The following is a 15198-nucleotide window of genomic DNA, read 5'->3' on the forward strand; positions in this document are numbered from 1 at the left end:
TTTTTACAACCTGCCAAAACTCAGAGCAACGAACGGCCCTTGTTGGCGGCAATGCGCATGCGCAGTGCGTTGAGCTTGATGAAGCCGGCAGCATCGGCCTGGTTGTAGGCGCCGCCGTCTTCCTCGAAGGTCGCGATGTTGGCGTCGAACAGCGAGTCATCCGACTTGCGACCCACCACGGTGACATTGCCCTTGTACAGCTTCAGGCGCACGACACCGTTCACATTGGTCTGCGAAGCGTCGATCATCTGCTGCAGCATCAGACGCTCGGGGCTCCACCAGTAGCCGGTGTAGATCAGGCTGGCGTACTTGGGCATCAGCTCATCTTTGAGGTGAGCGACTTCGCGGTCCAGGGTGATCGACTCGATGGCGCGGTGAGCACGCAGCATGATGGTGCCACCAGGCGTCTCGTAGCAGCCGCGCGACTTCATGCCGACGTAGCGGTTCTCGACGATGTCCAGGCGACCGATGCCGTTGGCGCCGCCGATGCGGTTGAGGTCTGCGAGCACGGTGGCCGGGGTCTTCTCGACGCCGTCGATGGCGACGATGTCACCATTGCGGTAGGTCAGCTCGATGTAGGTGGCCTGGTCAGGGGCGTTCTCCGGAGAGACGCTCCAACGCCACATGTCTTCCTCGTGCTCGGTCCAGGTATCTTCCAGGACACCGCCTTCGTAGGAGATGTGCAGCAGGTTGGCGTCCATCGAGTACGGCGACTTCTTCTTGCCGTGACGCTCGATCGGGATGCCGTGCTTCTCGGCGTAGTCCATGAGTTTTTCGCGGGACAGCAGGTCCCACTCACGCCATGGTGCGATGACCTTGACACCTGGCTTGAGCGCGTAGGCACCCAGCTCGAAACGCACTTGGTCGTTACCCTTGCCGGTGGCGCCGTGGGAAATGGCGTCAGCGCCGGTTTCGTTGGCGATTTCGATCAGGCGCTTGGCGATCAGCGGACGGGCGATGGAGGTACCCAGCAGGTACTCGCCTTCATACACGGTGTTGGCGCGGAACATCGGGAAGACGAAATCTCGCACGAACTCTTCGCGCAGGTCGTCGATGTAGATTTCCTTGACGCCCATTGCCTGTGCCTTGGCACGGGCCGGCTCGACCTCTTCACCCTGGCCAAGATCTGCGGTGAAGGTCACCACTTCACAGTTGTAGGTGTCTTGCAGCCACTTGAGAATCACCGAAGTATCAAGGCCGCCGGAATACGCCAGTACGACCTTTTTTACGTCCGCCATGCCATCACTCCACGGGGTTGTACGGAAAGCCGTCGATTCTACCGATCTCGCGGGGGAATTTACAGTGGCGCGACAGCTTGTGATGACAAAGCGACAGGAAATGTCGTGAGCGCGACCCGTGGTCGCAGTCAGACTTTCTTCGCACCCGCCGGCAATGCCGCAGGCACGCTGGCCGGCGTAGCGGCCGCCGGCTGCGCCGGTGCGGCAGGTGTTGCATCGCGAGGCTTTTCTGTAGGTTTCTCGATCGGCGTTACACGGTCGAGCTGGATGTTGACCCGGCGGTTGCGGGCGCGGTTGGCGGCTGTATTGTTTTTGGCCAGCGGGTAGCGCTCGCCATGGAAACGTACGGTGATCTGCTCTTCCGGCACACCGTGGGCCTTGAGGTATTCAGCCACCGCCAGCGCGCGACGGCGCGAAGCGTCGCGATTGGTCAGGCGGTTACCGCTGTTGTCGGAGTGCCCGTCAAGCTCGATGTGATTGACCGATGGGTCGGCCTTCAGATAATCGAGTATCACGTCCAGGCGCGCGCGCGCCGCACTGTCCAGATCGAAGCCGGTGCCGGGGAACGGCACCTGCGTCTGGCGAATCTGGTCATAGTTCATCGGCAGGAGTTTGGCGGCACACAATTGGTAGTCGCTATAGGCCTTGGCGAAACTCACCGGCAGCACATGCACCTCCATCGGCCGACCGCCCTCGCCGGCGTAGTTGCGCACCACGGTGCTGCGACCGTCCAGCAGACCATTGATCAAGCGGCTGGCCTGGCCCTGCGAAGTGCTGAACAGCACGCCATTGCGGCCCATGCGCACCGCCCCCAAGTTGATGTCGCCACGCCCGGGCTGCCAAGGGGCAGCGGCGGCCAGCAGCGTTGCCGATCCTGCGCCCAGTGCATTGCTGTCCGAACGCAGCTGGAAGACCGGCTGCTCACCTGCACGACGCACGAACTCACCGCTGCCAAAACCGTCGATCGGCTGGATCAGCCGGCACTCGAACTGGTCGCCCTCGACCTTCCAGGCAATGTTCTCCATGCGGGTCTGGAAGGTAAGTGCTCCGGCCGGCAGGCTGGCACACAGGCTGAACAGGAGTAGGTAACGCTGGCGCACGGGCGGCTCCACAGATTCTGACGGCTTACCTGCAGGCTATCGGACGCTCGTCGGAAAACTTGATAGCCGTGCTGCCCACTGGGTTTTCCGGTAGCATTGACGCCTGAGTTCGAACCGCCTGGAAACCCCAATGTCCGATCGCCTGACCCTCCTGCGTCCCGACGACTGGCACATCCATCTGCGCGATGGTGCTGTGCTGCAACATACCGTCGGCGACGTGGCGCGCACCTTTGCCCGCGCCATCATCATGCCCAACCTGGTTCCGCCGGTACGCAACGCCACCGAAGCCGACGCCTACCGCCAGCGCATCCTCGCCGCCCGTCCGACGGGCAGCCGCTTCGAGCCGCTGATGGTGCTGTACCTGACCGACCGTACCAGCCCCGAGGACATTCGTGCAGCCAAGGCCAGCGGCATCGTCTACGCCGCCAAGCTCTACCCGGCCGGTGCCACGACCAACTCCGACTCGGGCGTGACCAGCATCGACAATATTTTCCCGGCGATCGAAGCAATGGCCGAAGTCGGCCTGCCGCTGCTGGTCCACGGTGAAGTGACGCGCTCGGAGATCGACGTGTTCGATCGCGAAAAGCGCTTCATCGACGAGCACATGCGTCGCCTGGTCGAACGTTTCCCGACGCTCAAGGTGGTGTTCGAGCACATCACCACCAGCGATGCCGCGCAGTTCGTCACCGAGGCGCCCGCCAACGTCGGCGCCACCATCACCGCCCAGCATTTGCTGTACAACCGCAACCACATGCTGGTCGGCGGTATCCGCCCACACTTCTATTGCCTGCCGATCCTCAAGCGCAACACCCACCAGGTGGCATTGCTTGACGCGGCCACCAGCGGCAACCCGAAATTCTTCCTCGGCACCGATTCGGCGCCACACGCCAAGCACGCCAAGGAAGCTGCCTGCGGCTGCGCCGGCTGCTACACCGCCTACGCGGCCATCGAGCTGTACGCCGAAGCCTTCGAACAGCGTAATGCCCTGGACAAACTGGAAGGTTTCGCCAGCCTGCACGGCCCGGCGTTCTATGGCCTGCCGGCAAACACCGACACCATCACCCTGGTGCGCGAGGACTGGACCGCCCCGGCGAGCCTGCCGTTCGGCGACACCACCGTGGTTCCGCTGCGCGCTGGCGAAACGCTGCGCTGGCGCCTGCTGGAGGACAACGCGTGAGCGAAGACCTTTACGATGACGACCAGGACGGTCAGGTAAGCAGCAGCTCGCGCCACCCGATGGCCGAGCGTTTCCGCGGCTACCTGCCCGTGGTAGTAGACGTCGAGACCGGCGGTTTCAACAGTGCCACCGACGCGCTGCTGGAAATCGCCGCCGTCACCATCGGTATGGACGAGAAGGGCTTCCTCTTCCCGGAACACACCTACTTCTACCGTGTCGAGCCTTTCGAAGGCGCGAATATCGAAGCGGCGGCGCTGGAGTTCACCGGCATCAAGCTGGACCACCCTCTACGCATGGCCGTGAGCGAAGAAAGCGCGCTCACCGATATCTTCCGCGGCGTGCGCAAAGCGCTGAAAGCCAATGGTTGCAAGCGGGCGATCCTGGTTGGCCACAACAGCAGCTTCGACCTGGGCTTCCTCAACGCGGCGGTGGCGCGCAACGATCTCAAGCGCAACCCCTTCCACCCGTTCTCCAGCTTCGACACCGCGACGCTGGCCGGCCTGGCCTATGGCCAGACCGTACTGGCTCGGGCCTGCCAGAGTGCCGACATCGACTTCGATGGGCGCGAGGCGCATTCGGCACGTTACGACACCGAGAAGACCGCCGAGCTGTTCTGCGGGATCGTCAACCGCTGGAAAGAGATGGGCGGCTGGCGCGACTTCAACGACTGAGTCGAAATCCGGGAGTGCACAGCGCTCCTTGGATACCAGACACAAAAAAACCGGCCACATGGGCCGGTTTTTTTTGCGTGTGGCGATTACAGCTTGCCAGCGTTCTCGCTCAGGTACGCCGCAACACCTTCTGGCGAAGCGTTCATGCCCTTGTCGCCTTTCTTCCAGTTGGCCGGGCAGACTTCGCCGTGCTCTTCGTGGAATTGCAGGGCGTCGACCAGACGCAGCAGCTCGTCCATGTTGCGGCCCAGTGGCAGGTCGTTGACGATCTGCGAACGGACAACGCCGTTCTTGTCGATCAGGAAGGCGCCACGGAAAGCTACGCCGCCTTCGGACTCGACGTCGTAGGCCTTGCAGATTTCGTGAGTGATGTCGGCAGCCAGGGTGTACTTGACCTGACCGATACCGCCGTTGTTGACCGGGGTGTTACGCCAGGCGTTGTGGGTGAAGTGCGAGTCGATCGAAACGCCGATCACTTCCACGCCACGGGCTTCGAAGTCAGGAATGCGGTTGTCCAGGGCGATCAGCTCGGACGGGCAGACGAAGGTGAAGTCCAGCGGGTAGAAGAACACCAGGCCGTACTTGCCCTTGATGGCCGAAGCCAGGTTGAAGCTGTCGACGATCTCGCCGTTGCCCAGCACGGCTGGAACGGTGAAGTCCGGGGCTTGTTTACCAACGAGCACGCTCATTCGTTATCTCCTGATGATGGTGAAAAACCGTTGCCCGGGCGAGGCTTGCACGCCCGGCATCCAACAAAGGCCGACCATCATACACGGCTTATCGTGACAGACCGAATCGAACCATCGGTCGCGGGAAGATGAAGCTTTCTTCAAGTGCTTTGACAAGCATTCTCATTACCATTAAGCTCCACTCCATCGACTCAACCAGCGATGGTCTGACCTTATGTATGTATGTCTCTGCGTCGGCGTGACCGATGGACAGATCCGTGATGCGATCTACGAAGGATGCTGCAGCTACAAGGAAGTCCGTGCCGCCACCAACGTCGCCAGCCAGTGCGGCAAGTGTGCGTGTCTCGCCAAGCAGGTGGTCCGCGAAACATTGACCGATCTCCAGCTCAGCCAACAGGCCGTCCTGCCTTACCCGGTAGAATTTAACGCCGCCTGAAACAACCGATTTCGAAGAACCGGACCTCGCGTCCGGTTTTTTTATGCCTGTAATTCAATAAGTTAGCCTTCGAACGCGGTTCACAAACATTCTTATTCCTATTAATTTTCACTTATTATTCAAGAACTTAGGTTTGACACGCGAAGTTGTCGGGCTCAAACTTCCTGCATTGGCACACTTCTACAGGGCAGGAACCCGATCATGAAAGGCGACGTAAGCGTCATCCAGCATCTCAACAAGATCCTCGGAAACGAGCTGGTCGCGATCAACCAGTACTTCCTGCACGCACGCATGTACGAAGATTGGGGCCTGAACAAGCTCGGCAAGCACGAGTACAAGGAATCCATCGACGAGATGAAGCACGCTGACAAGCTGATCAAGCGTATTCTCTTCCTCGAAGGCATTCCCAACGTGCAGGACCTGGGCAAGCTGTTGATCGGCGAGCACACCAAGGAAATGCTCGAGTGCGACCTGAAGATCGAGCAGAAAGGCCTGGTTGACCTGAAAGCCGCCATCGCGCACTGCGAAACGGTCGGCGACTTCGGCTCGCGCGAATTGCTCGAAGACATCCTGGAGTCCGAGGAAGAGCACATCGACTGGCTGGAAACCCAGTTGGGCCTGATCGACAAGATCGGCATCGAGAACTACCTGCAGTCGCAGATGGGCGAAGAATAAGCCTCCCTGGATAGCACCCATGAAAAAGCCCCGCCTAGGCGGGGCTTTTTCATGCCGGCGAAAAACCTGGATCAGGCTTCGGAAGCCTTGGCCTTGGCGGCTGCGTCCTTGATCAGGGTCTGCAGCTCACCCTTCTCGAACATCTCCAGCACGATGTCGCTGCCACCAACCAGCTCACCACCCACCCACAGCTGAGGGAAGGTTGGCCAGTTGGCATACTTGGGCAGGTTGGCGCGAATTTCCGGGTTCTGCAGAATGTCGACGTAGGCGAATTTCTCGCCACAACCCATCACAGCCTGCGAAGCACGGGCCGAGAAGCCGCACTGCGGGGCATTCGGCGAGCCTTTCATGTAAAGCAGAATGGTGTTGTTGGCAATCTGCTCTTTGATTGTTTCGATGATATCCATGGAGCACCTCGGCTGAACTTTCCGACACGGTCGTCGGCACGGTGAGGCATTGTATCGGAAAGCCGAGTGTCGTGCTTGGTAATGGACCTGGAGCGTTGAGCAGGTCCATTACGCAATCAAGCCGCCTCCACCTGCACCGGCACACCATTGAGCGCGGCATTGCCCGACAACGCGTCGCGCAGCAATTCATCGGTCAGGTCATTGGCGCTCACTCCCGGTTGGGCGTGGGCGATCTGCAAACGTACCCCCTGGCGACCGTGCCCGTAGCCATGTGGCAGGCTGACCACTCCCGGCATTACCTCCTCACTGGCAAGCACCTGCACCTCCAGACTACCGGTACGCGAGCGAACCCTCACCCACTGCCCGTCCTCCAGCTGGCGCTGCTGCAAGTCCTGCGGATGCATCAGCAACTGGTGGCGGGGCTTGCCTTTGACCAGGCGATGGTAGTTGTGCATCCAGGAATTGTTGCTGCGCACATGCCGGCGCCCGATCAGCAGCAACTGGTCGGGCTCCATCGGCACCTGCCGGGCCAGGCGCTGCAGATCGTCGAGCAGCACCTGCGGTGCGGCCTCCACCGCCTGGGCCGGAGTGCGCAAGCGGGTTGCGAGGTTCGGCTGCAACGGCCCCAGATCAAGGCCATGGGGATGCTCGTCCAACACCTGCAGTGACAGCCTCCAGGACGACGCCTCGCCACGCGGCCCCTTGCGCAGCGCCAGATCGATCATCTGCGCTGGAGGCAGGGTCGGCTTGAGCTCGAGCGCCGCACGCTCGGCGAACGCCCGGGCCAGCCCGACAAAGATCTCCCAATCATGCAGCGCCCCCTCAGGCTTGGCCAGGATAGCCCGATTGAAGCGGGTGACGTTACGCACTGCCAGCAGGTTGAAGGTGCTGTCGTAGTGATCGTTTTCCAGTGCGGACGTGGAGGGCAGGATCAGGTCGGCGTGGCGAGTGGTTTCATTGATGTACAGGTCGATGCTGAGCATGAACTCAAGGCCCGCAAGAGCCCCATCGAGCTGGCGACCATTGGGAGTGGACAACACCGGGTTGCCGGCGACGGTCACCAGCGCCCTCACCTGCCCTTCGCCGGGTGTCAGCACTTCCTCGGCCAACGCTGCAACCGGCAGCTCCCCGCCGTACTCCGGGAGGCCCGAAACCCGACTCTGCCACTGGTTGAAATGACCGCCCGAGGTGCTGGCGACCAGGTCAACCGCAGGCTCGGTGCACAGTGCACCACCTTGGCGGTCGAGGTTGCCGGTGACCAGGTTGATCAGTTGCACCAACCAATGGCAAAGCGTGCCGAAGGTCTGGGTGGAGACGCCCATGCGCCCGTAGCACACGGCACTGCCGGCCGCGGCGAAATCTCGCGCCAACTGGCGAATCTGACCCGCCTCGATGCCGCAAAGCGGACTCATGGCCTGCGCCGTGAAGGGCGCGATCGCCTCGCGCACCTGCTCAAGCCCATTGACCGGCAGGTGCGAGCCACGCGCCAGGTTTTCGCTGAACAAGGTATTGAGCAGACCACACAGCAGCGCGGCATCACCGCCAGGACGGATGAACAGGTGCTGGTCGGCCATCGCCGCCGTTTCACTGCGTCGGGGGTCGATCACCACGAGTCGTCCGCCGCGCGCACGCAGCGCCTTCAAGCGCTTTTCCACGTCCGGCACGGTCATGATGCTGCCATTGGACGCCAATGGATTGCCGCCAAGGATGAGCATGAAATCGGTGTGGTCGATATCCGGGATCGGCAGTAGCAGGCCATGGCCATACATCAGGTGGCTGGTCAGGTGCTGGGGCAACTGGTCGACGGATGTGGCGGAAAACCGGTTGCGCGTCTTGAGCAGCCCCAGAAAGTAGTTGCTGTGAGTCATCAGGCCGTAATTATGCACGCTGGGATTGCCCTGGTAGACCGCCACGGCATTGCGCCCATGCGCCTGCTGGATACTCCACAAGCGTTCCGCAGCCAGCGCGAAGGCCTCTTCCCAGGTGATCGGCTCCCAGCGCTCCCCCACGCGCCGATGAGGCTGGCGCAAGCGGTCAGGGTCTTCCTGGATGTCCTGCAGCGCCACCGCCTTCGGACAGATGTGCCCACGGCTGAACGGGTCCTGCGGATCGCCCTTGATCGCGCTGATCGACGCCCGCCCGTCAGGCGCATGGCTGACTTCGATATTGAGCCCGCAGATTGCCTCGCACAGGTGACAAGCACGGTGATGCAGGGTCTTGGTCATGGCCGCCTCTGCCTTGTTGTTCTGGAAGCGCTGACTATGCCCCCGACCGCCCACCGATGCCACGCCGCTTAGTCACGTGAATCGGGCGTCATCAGGCACACGATTCGCGACACGGCGTTTGCCAAAGCCCCGCCAAGCCGTGTACAAACCCCTGTAGAAAATAAAAAACAGACCTTCCACAAGGGTTTACGACACCCTTTGAAACAGCCCCGCTGTTTCCCCTCTTGGTTTCAGGCGACATTTAATTATAGTATTGCGCCTTTCCCTATTCCGTCCGCCCCGTGCGGCTTACGCCGCAGGTCACTCCCGTTGTCAAAAAAAACCATACGGTCGACCTGCAAACCGTTGCAGATAAGGTAGTCAATCATGAGCACCAGGCACTTTCTCTCCCTGCTGGATTTCACCGCTGACGAATTGCTCGGCGTGATCCGTCGAGGCATCGAGCTGAAGGACCTGCGCAAGCGAGGCGTGCTCTTCGAACCCCTGAAGAACCGCGTGCTGGGGATGATCTTCGAGAAGTCCTCGACCCGCACCCGCGTATCGTTCGAAGCGGGCATGATCCAGCTCGGCGGCCAGGCGATCTTCCTGTCCCCGCGCGACACCCAGCTGGGTCGCGGCGAGCCGATCAGCGACAGCGCCATCGTGCTCTCGAGCATGGTCGACGCGGTAATGATCCGCACCCATGCCCACAGCACGCTGACCGAATTCGCTGCGCACTCGAAGGTGCCCTTGATCAACGGTCTGTCCGACGAATCGCACCCCTGCCAACTGCTGGCGGACATGCAGACCTTCGTCGAACACCGCGGCTCGATCCAGGGCAAGACCGTGGCCTGGATCGGTGATGGCTTCAATATGTGCAACTCCTACATCGAGGCTGCCCGCCAGTTCGATTTCCAGCTGCACATCGCTTGCCCGGAGGGCTACGAGCCCGATCCACGCTTCCTCGAGCTCGGTGGCGAGCACGTACGGATCATCCGTGATCCGAAGGAAGCGGTACGCGGCGCGCACTTGGTGACCACGGATGTCTGGACTTCCATGGGCCAGGAAGAGGAAACTGCACGGCGCCTGGCGCATTTCGCGCCTTACCAGGTCACCCGCGAGCTGCTCGACCTGGCGGCACCCGACGCCCTGTTCATGCACTGCCTGCCCGCTCACCGCGGTGAGGAGATCAGCCAGGACCTGCTAGACGACCCACGTTCGGTCGCCTGGGACCAGGCCGAGAACCGCCTGCATGCACAGAAGGCTCTTCTTGAATTTCTTGTAGAACCGGCTTACCACCACGCATGAGTCAACCCCTGCTGCTCAACCTGCGCAACCTCGCCTGCGGCTATGGCGAGCAGCGCATCGTCCAGAACCTCAATCTGCACCTGAACGCAGGCGACATCGGTTGCCTGCTGGGTTCATCGGGTTGCGGCAAAACCACCACCCTGCGCGCCATCGCCGGCTTCGAGCCGGTGCATGACGGCGAGATCCAGCTGGCCGGAGATGTCATCTCCCGTGCAGGCTTCACCCTCGCCCCGGAAAAACGCCGGATCGGCATGGTGTTCCAGGACTACGCGCTGTTCCCGCACCTGACCGTGGCACAGAACATCGCTTTCGGGATTGGCAAGCATCCACGCCAAGGCGAAGTGGTCAATGAAATGCTCGAGCTGGTCAAGCTCGGCGGCCTGGGCGCACGCTACCCCCACGAACTTTCCGGCGGCCAGCAGCAGCGCGTCGCACTGGCCCGCGCACTGGCGCCAGAGCCGCAGTTGCTGCTGCTCGACGAGCCGTTCTCCAACCTCGACGTGGAGCTGCGCCGACGCCTGAGCCACGAAGTGCGCGACATTCTCAAGAGCCGTGGCACCAGCGCAATACTGGTCACCCACGACCAGGAAGAAGCCTTCGCCGTCAGCGATCATGTCGGCGTGTTCAAGGAAGGCCGCCTGGAACAATGGGATACGCCCTACAACCTCTATCACGAGCCCCAGACGCCGTTCGTGGCCAGTTTCATCGGCCAGGGCTACTTCATCCGCGGCCAGATGAGCAGCCCGGAAGCGGTGAACACCGAGCTTGGGGAACTGCGCGGCAATCGCGCCTACCTGATGCCAGTAGGCAGTTCAGTGGACGTCCTCCTGCGCCCGGACGACATCGTGCACGCACCGGACAGCACGCTGCGCGCGCGCATCAATGGCAAGAGCTTCCTGGGCGCCTCGACGCTCTATCGTCTGGAACTGCCCACCGGTAGCCAACTGGAGGCGATTTTCCCCAGTCATGTCGATCACCAGATCGGCCAGGACGTAGGCATCGCCGTTGCGGCTGACCATCTGGTGCTGTTCGCCGTACCGGGCAGTGTCGCGGCGCAATTGCAGACCCAGGAGAACGGCGTACGCCGCTACAGTTCGGCGACCTGAAGGCGCTCTGCTGCGCGCCCTCAGCCTCTGCCGATCCCGGCAAACCTGCCCTGGGTATGCTCGGCCAGCACTGCTGCTGCCAGCTCCACTTCCAGCCCGCGCCGTCCGGCGCTGACATGAATGCTGTCGAACTGCTGCGCCGACTGATCGATGAAGGTGCGCAGGCGTTTCTTCTGCCCCAGAGGGCTGATACCCCCGACCAGATATCCCGTGGCCCGCTGGGCTGCGGCAGGGTCGGCCATCTCGCACTTCTTGACCCCGGCAGCCTGGGCGAGCGCCTTGAGGTCCAGCGTGCCGATCACCGGCACCACCGCCACCAGCAACTCACCTTTTTCGCTGCTGGCCAGCAGTGTCTTGAATACCCGCTGCGGATCGAGCCCGAGCTTCTCGGCGGCTTCCAGGCCATAGGAGGCGGATTTGGGATCGTGTTCGTAGCTGAGCACGCGATGTTCGGCGCGCGCCTTCTTCAGCAGGTCGAGTGCGGGGGTCATGTACAGCTCCAGTCGATGACGGCGTGCCGGCTACTTTAGGGGAAATCCCGGAGGCCAGCCAGCGCACGTCGGGGCGTGCACCGGACCTGTGCAGGCAGGAGCATGTTCGCGGGTCAGAATGTGGCCGATGGTTCACTTTCGACCTTTGACATCAGCGTTTCTTGTCTATATTTTTTCGTTTCTGAAGAAAACACGCACATAAACAGTGCACATTCGTACACTCGCCGGTCGTTCATGGGGATGGACAACTGGCGTCGACAGCCGGGCGTCCTGCGCCTCACAACAACAAGAACCGAAGGTCCTACATGACGACAGCTCTACGACAACCAACGCTTTCCGGCCAGTGCATGGCCGAGTTCCTGGGGACTGCGTTGCTCATCTTCTTCGGTACCGGTTGCGTGGCCGCGCTCAAGGTCGCGGGTGCCAGCTTCGGACTTTGGGAAATCAGCATCATCTGGGGCGTCGGCGTCAGCATGGCGATCTACCTCAGCGCCGGCGTTTCCGGCGCGCACCTGAACCCGGCAGTCAGCATTGCGCTCACCCTGTTCGCCGGTTTCGACAGGCGCAAGCTGCCTTTCTATATGCTCGCCCAGGTCTGTGGCGCCTTCTGCGGTGCGGCCCTGGTCTACACCCTGTACAGCACGCTTTTCTTCGATTTCGAACAGGCGCACGGCATGGTCAGGGGCAGCCAGGCCAGCCTCGAGCTGGCGTCGGTGTTCTCCACCTATGCGCATCCATCGCTGTCCATCGGCCAGGCATTTCTGGTCGAAGTGGTGATCACAGCAATCCTCATGGCCGTGATCATGGCCCTGACCGATGACAATAACGGCCTGCCGCGTGGCGCCACCGCACCGCTGCTGATCGGCCTGCTGATTGCGGTGATCGGTAGCGCCATGGGGCCGCTCACCGGCTTTGCGATGAACCCCGCCCGGGATTTCGGGCCCAAACTCATGACATTCCTGGCGGGTTGGGGCGAAATTGCCTTCACTGGTGGACGGGACATTCCCTACTTCCTGGTGCCGGTGTTCGCACCGATCCTTGGCGCGTGCCTAGGGGCCGCCGGCTATCGCGTCCTGATCGCCCGCAACCTGCCGACGGCCGACGCCGCGAATCCAAAGACAGATGCTGCTACCCAGGGCGATACTCAAACTTCCTGAGACTGGCGCTGCGGGATCTCGCCCGCGCGCGCTGACTCACTCCCTTTTCGTGCAAGGCAACGACCATGACAGACACCCAGGATAAGAACTACATCATCGCCCTGGACCAGGGCACCACCAGTTCGCGGGCGATCATCTTCGACCGCGACGCCAATGTGGTCGGCACCTCCCAGCGCGAGTTCGCCCAACACTATCCGCAGGCCGGCTGGGTCGAACACGATCCGATGGAGATCTTCGCCACGCAGAGCGCGACCATGGTCGAGGCCCTGGCGCAGGCAGGTCTGAGCCACGCCCAGGTGGCGGCGATCGGCATCACCAACCAGCGTGAAACCACCGTGGTGTGGGACAAGGAAACCGGTCGCCCGGTGTACAACGCCATCGTCTGGCAGTGCCGTCGCAGCACCGAGATCTGTGCCCAGCTCAAGCGTGACGGCCACGAACAGTACATCCGCGAAACCACCGGCCTGGTCACCGACCCGTACTTCTCCGGCACCAAGCTCAAGTGGATCCTCGACAACGTCGAAGGTGCCCGCGAGCGCGCCGAACGTGGCGAACTGTTGTTCGGCACCGTCGACAGCTGGCTGATCTGGAAATTCTCTGGCGGCAAGGTGCACGTCACCGACTACACCAATGCCTCACGCACGCTAATGTTCAACATTCACACCCTGCAATGGGATGACAAGCTGCTGGACATTCTCGGCATCCCGCGGCAGATGCTGCCCCAGGTGCGCCCGTCCTCGGAGGTCTACGGCCACACCAAGAGCGGTATCGCCATCGCCGGTATCGCCGGCGACCAGCAGTCGGCGCTGTTCGGCCAGATGTGCGTGGAGCCGGGCCAGGCCAAGAACACCTATGGCACCGGCTGCTTCCTGCTGATGAACACCGGCGACAAGGCCGTCACCTCGTCCCACGGCCTGCTCACCACCATTGCCTGCGGCCCTCGCGGCGAAGTGGCCTACGCCCTCGAAGGCGCAGTGTTCAACGGTGGTTCAACGGTCCAGTGGCTGCGCGACGAGCTGAAGATCGTCAATGACGCGCTCGACACCGAGTACTTCGCCAGCAAGGTGAAGGACAGCAATGGCGTCTACCTGGTACCGGCCTTCACCGGCCTCGGCGCACCCTACTGGGACCCGTACGCCCGCGGCGCCCTGTTCGGCCTGACCCGTGGCGTCAAGGTCGACCACATCATCCGTGCCGCCCTGGAATCGATCGCCTACCAGACCCGCGATGTGCTCGACGCCATGCAGCACGACTGCGGCCAGCGACTCTCGGAGCTGCGGGTTGATGGCGGTGCAGTGGCCAACAACTTCCTCATGCAGTTCCAGGCCGACATTCTCGGCACCTGCGTGGAGCGTCCGAAAATGCGCGAAACCACCGCCCTCGGCGCCGCCTACCTGGCAGGCCTGGCCTGTGGCTTCTGGAGCAGCCTCGACGAGTTGCGTGACAAGGCGATCATCGAACGCGAGTTCAGCCCGCAACTGGATGATACGCAGAAAGAAAAGCTGTACGCGGGGTGGAAGAAAGCCATCGAGCGCACCCGCGATTGGGAAGATCACGAAGGCTGACCGCATCAGCCCACCCAATCCCGTTCAGCAACGGCCTTGCGCGCCCGCTCACGGCGCAAGGCCGCTTCAACAGAAGCACCGGTCTCAGGCTAGCGACGACAGTCTACTGGTCGTCATCCCCTTCCTACGGCATCATTGCAGCATTTGTCCGGCAGCCCCAAAGGACCGCCCATGAATCTGCCCCCTCGCCAACAACAAATCCTCGAACTGGTGCGCGAACGCGGCTACGTCAGTATCGAGGAAATGGCGCAGTTGTTCGTCGTCACGCCCCAGACCATCCGTCGTGACATCAACCAGCTCGCCGAGGTCAACCTGTTGCGCCGCTATCATGGTGGTGCCGCCTATGACTCGAGCGTCGAGAACACCGCCTACGCCATGCGCGCCGACCAGATGCGCGACGAGAAACAGCGCATCGCCGAGGCCGTCGCACGGCAGATCCCCGATCACGCCTCGTTGTTCATCAATATCGGTACCACCACCGAATCCATCGCCCGCGCCCTGCTCAACCACAGCCACCTGAAGGTCATCACCAACAACCTGCACGTGGCGTCGATCCTCAGTGCCAAGGATGACTTCGAAGTCCTGGTGGCAGGCGGTACGGTTCGCCGCGATGGCGGTGTCGTGGGGCAGGCCAGCGTCGACTTCATCAGCCAGTTCAAGGTCGATTTCGCCCTGGTCGGCATCAGTGGCATCGATGAAGACGGCAGCCTGTTGGACTTCGACTATCAGGAAGTACGGGTATCCCAGGCCATCATCGCCAATGCCCGACAGGTCATCCTCGCCGCAGACTCCAGCAAGTTCGGGCGCAACGCCATGGTGCGCCTGGGCTCGATCAACCTGATCGACTGTCTGGTGACCGACCAGCATCCCACCCCCACGCTCACGCAACTGCTGAACCAGTACAAGATCCGCCTGGAAGTGGTCTGAGCGCGCAGCGCTGAACCTCACCGGTGGCGAGCCACCGGTGAAACAGC

At 62.0% G+C, this 15198-nt stretch carries 15 protein-coding genes; 9 read left to right on the plus strand and 6 right to left on the minus strand.

What is annotated here, in order from left to right:
- Positions 1-20 precede the first annotated feature (20 nt).
- Both IAE40_RS16115 and IAE40_RS16120 read right to left on the minus strand, forming a co-directional pair.
- Positions 21-1238 (minus strand): argininosuccinate synthase, encoded by a 1218-nt coding sequence (locus IAE40_RS16115; protein WP_054891789.1) that lies wholly within the window; start codon positions 1236-1238, stop codon positions 21-23.
- Positions 1239-1366: 128 nt separating this feature from the next.
- Positions 1367-2338, minus strand: a complete 972-nt coding sequence (locus IAE40_RS16120; RefSeq protein WP_153774006.1) for a flagellar protein MotY — start codon at positions 2336-2338, stop codon at positions 1367-1369.
- Between the two features lie 130 nt (positions 2339-2468).
- On the opposite strand from IAE40_RS16120, the gene pyrC reads away from it, so the two are divergent.
- A complete protein-coding gene (gene pyrC / locus IAE40_RS16125) occupies positions 2469-3515 on the plus strand; it encodes a dihydroorotase (RefSeq protein ID WP_151925379.1) in 1047 nt (348 codons plus the stop codon).
- Positions 3512-4186: a ribonuclease T gene (rnt, locus tag IAE40_RS16130; RefSeq protein ID WP_054891792.1), complete on the plus strand. Its 675-nt coding sequence runs from the start codon at positions 3512-3514 to the stop codon at positions 4184-4186. Before pyrC ends, rnt begins: the two co-directional genes overlap by 4 nt.
- A gap of 86 nt (positions 4187-4272) precedes the next feature.
- Here the strand turns inward: rnt and IAE40_RS16135 are convergent, their stop codons facing one another.
- Positions 4273-4875 carry a peroxiredoxin gene (locus IAE40_RS16135; RefSeq protein WP_054891793.1) on the minus strand — a complete coding sequence of 201 codons (603 nt, stop codon included), beginning with the start codon at positions 4873-4875 and terminating at the stop codon, positions 4273-4275.
- A 214-nt stretch (positions 4876-5089) separates the two neighbouring features.
- Here IAE40_RS16135 and IAE40_RS16140 point away from each other — a divergent pair, with 214 nt between their 5' ends.
- Together IAE40_RS16140 and bfr are read left to right on the plus strand one after the other, a co-directional pair.
- Complete coding sequence (locus tag IAE40_RS16140) at positions 5090-5311, plus strand: bacterioferritin-associated ferredoxin (protein ID WP_082420909.1); 222 nt, start codon at positions 5090-5092, stop codon at positions 5309-5311.
- Positions 5312-5512: 201 nt separating this feature from the next.
- Positions 5513-5986, plus strand: a complete 474-nt coding sequence (bfr, locus tag IAE40_RS16145) for a bacterioferritin (RefSeq protein ID WP_054891795.1) — start codon at positions 5513-5515, stop codon at positions 5984-5986.
- 71 nt (positions 5987-6057) lie between these two features.
- Here the strand turns inward: bfr and grxD are convergent, their stop codons facing one another.
- A complete protein-coding gene (grxD, locus tag IAE40_RS16150) occupies positions 6058-6393 on the minus strand; it encodes a Grx4 family monothiol glutaredoxin (protein WP_039575941.1) in 336 nt (111 codons plus the stop codon).
- Between the two features lie 116 nt (positions 6394-6509).
- Complete coding sequence (locus tag IAE40_RS16155) at positions 6510-8618, minus strand: molybdopterin oxidoreductase family protein (protein WP_200603531.1); 2109 nt, start codon at positions 8616-8618, stop codon at positions 6510-6512.
- Positions 8619-8984: 366 nt separating this feature from the next.
- On the opposite strand from IAE40_RS16155, the gene argF reads away from it, so the two are divergent.
- A complete protein-coding gene (argF, locus tag IAE40_RS16160) occupies positions 8985-9905 on the plus strand; it encodes an ornithine carbamoyltransferase (protein WP_054891797.1) in 921 nt (306 codons plus the stop codon).
- Positions 9902-11011, plus strand: coding sequence for an ABC transporter ATP-binding protein (locus IAE40_RS16165; RefSeq protein WP_197892686.1), 1110 nt, complete (start codon positions 9902-9904; stop codon positions 11009-11011). The genes argF and IAE40_RS16165 overlap by 4 nt, the downstream gene beginning before the upstream one ends.
- Positions 11012-11031: 20 nt before the next feature.
- Here the strand turns inward: IAE40_RS16165 and ybaK are convergent, their stop codons facing one another.
- The gene (gene ybaK / locus IAE40_RS16170; RefSeq protein WP_197892684.1) at positions 11032-11502 is read right to left on the minus strand and encodes a Cys-tRNA(Pro) deacylase; all 471 of its coding nucleotides are present in this window, start codon (positions 11500-11502) and stop codon (positions 11032-11034) included.
- Between the two features lie 305 nt (positions 11503-11807).
- On the opposite strand from ybaK, the gene IAE40_RS16175 reads away from it, so the two are divergent.
- The 3 genes from IAE40_RS16175 (at position 11808) to glpR (ending at position 15151) form a co-directional block, all read left to right on the plus strand.
- Complete coding sequence (locus IAE40_RS16175) at positions 11808-12659, plus strand: MIP/aquaporin family protein (RefSeq protein WP_112897605.1); 852 nt, start codon at positions 11808-11810, stop codon at positions 12657-12659.
- A 65-nt stretch (positions 12660-12724) separates the two neighbouring features.
- Positions 12725-14224 (plus strand): glycerol kinase GlpK, encoded by a 1500-nt coding sequence (gene glpK / locus IAE40_RS16180; RefSeq protein WP_063543426.1) that lies wholly within the window; start codon positions 12725-12727, stop codon positions 14222-14224.
- 171 nt (positions 14225-14395) lie between these two features.
- On the plus strand, positions 14396-15151 hold the full coding sequence (gene glpR / locus IAE40_RS16185; RefSeq protein ID WP_063543424.1) for a DNA-binding transcriptional repressor GlpR: 756 nt from the start codon (positions 14396-14398) through the stop codon (positions 15149-15151).
- Positions 15152-15198: the final 47 nt, after the last annotated feature.

Source organism: Pseudomonas sp. S44, assembly GCF_016624805.1.
Taxonomy (GTDB): Bacteria; Pseudomonadota; Gammaproteobacteria; order Pseudomonadales; family Pseudomonadaceae; genus Aquipseudomonas; species Aquipseudomonas machongensis.

Excerpts from the sequence above, each read along its gene's own strand:
- IAE40_RS16115 (WP_054891789.1), bottom strand. The coding sequence starts at position 1,238 with ATGGCGGACGTAAAAAAGGTCGTACTGGCGTATTCCGGCGGCCTTGAT.
- pyrC (WP_151925379.1), top strand. The coding sequence starts at position 2,469 with ATGTCCGATCGCCTGACCCTCCTGCGTCCCGACGACTGGCACATCCAT.
- IAE40_RS16135 (WP_054891793.1), bottom strand. The coding sequence starts at position 4,875 with ATGAGCGTGCTCGTTGGTAAACAAGCCCCGGACTTCACCGTTCCAGCC.
- IAE40_RS16140 (WP_082420909.1), top strand. The coding sequence starts at position 5,090 with ATGTATGTATGTCTCTGCGTCGGCGTGACCGATGGACAGATCCGTGAT.
- bfr (WP_054891795.1), top strand. The coding sequence starts at position 5,513 with ATGAAAGGCGACGTAAGCGTCATCCAGCATCTCAACAAGATCCTCGGA.
- grxD (WP_039575941.1), bottom strand. The coding sequence starts at position 6,393 with ATGGATATCATCGAAACAATCAAAGAGCAGATTGCCAACAACACCATT.
- IAE40_RS16155 (WP_200603531.1), bottom strand. The coding sequence starts at position 8,618 with ATGACCAAGACCCTGCATCACCGTGCTTGTCACCTGTGCGAGGCAATC.
- argF (WP_054891797.1), top strand. The coding sequence starts at position 8,985 with ATGAGCACCAGGCACTTTCTCTCCCTGCTGGATTTCACCGCTGACGAA.
- IAE40_RS16165 (WP_197892686.1), top strand. The coding sequence starts at position 9,902 with ATGAGTCAACCCCTGCTGCTCAACCTGCGCAACCTCGCCTGCGGCTAT.
- ybaK (WP_197892684.1), bottom strand. The coding sequence starts at position 11,502 with ATGACCCCCGCACTCGACCTGCTGAAGAAGGCGCGCGCCGAACATCGC.
- IAE40_RS16175 (WP_112897605.1), top strand. The coding sequence starts at position 11,808 with ATGACGACAGCTCTACGACAACCAACGCTTTCCGGCCAGTGCATGGCC.
- glpK (WP_063543426.1), top strand. The coding sequence starts at position 12,725 with ATGACAGACACCCAGGATAAGAACTACATCATCGCCCTGGACCAGGGC.
- glpR (WP_063543424.1), top strand. The coding sequence starts at position 14,396 with ATGAATCTGCCCCCTCGCCAACAACAAATCCTCGAACTGGTGCGCGAA.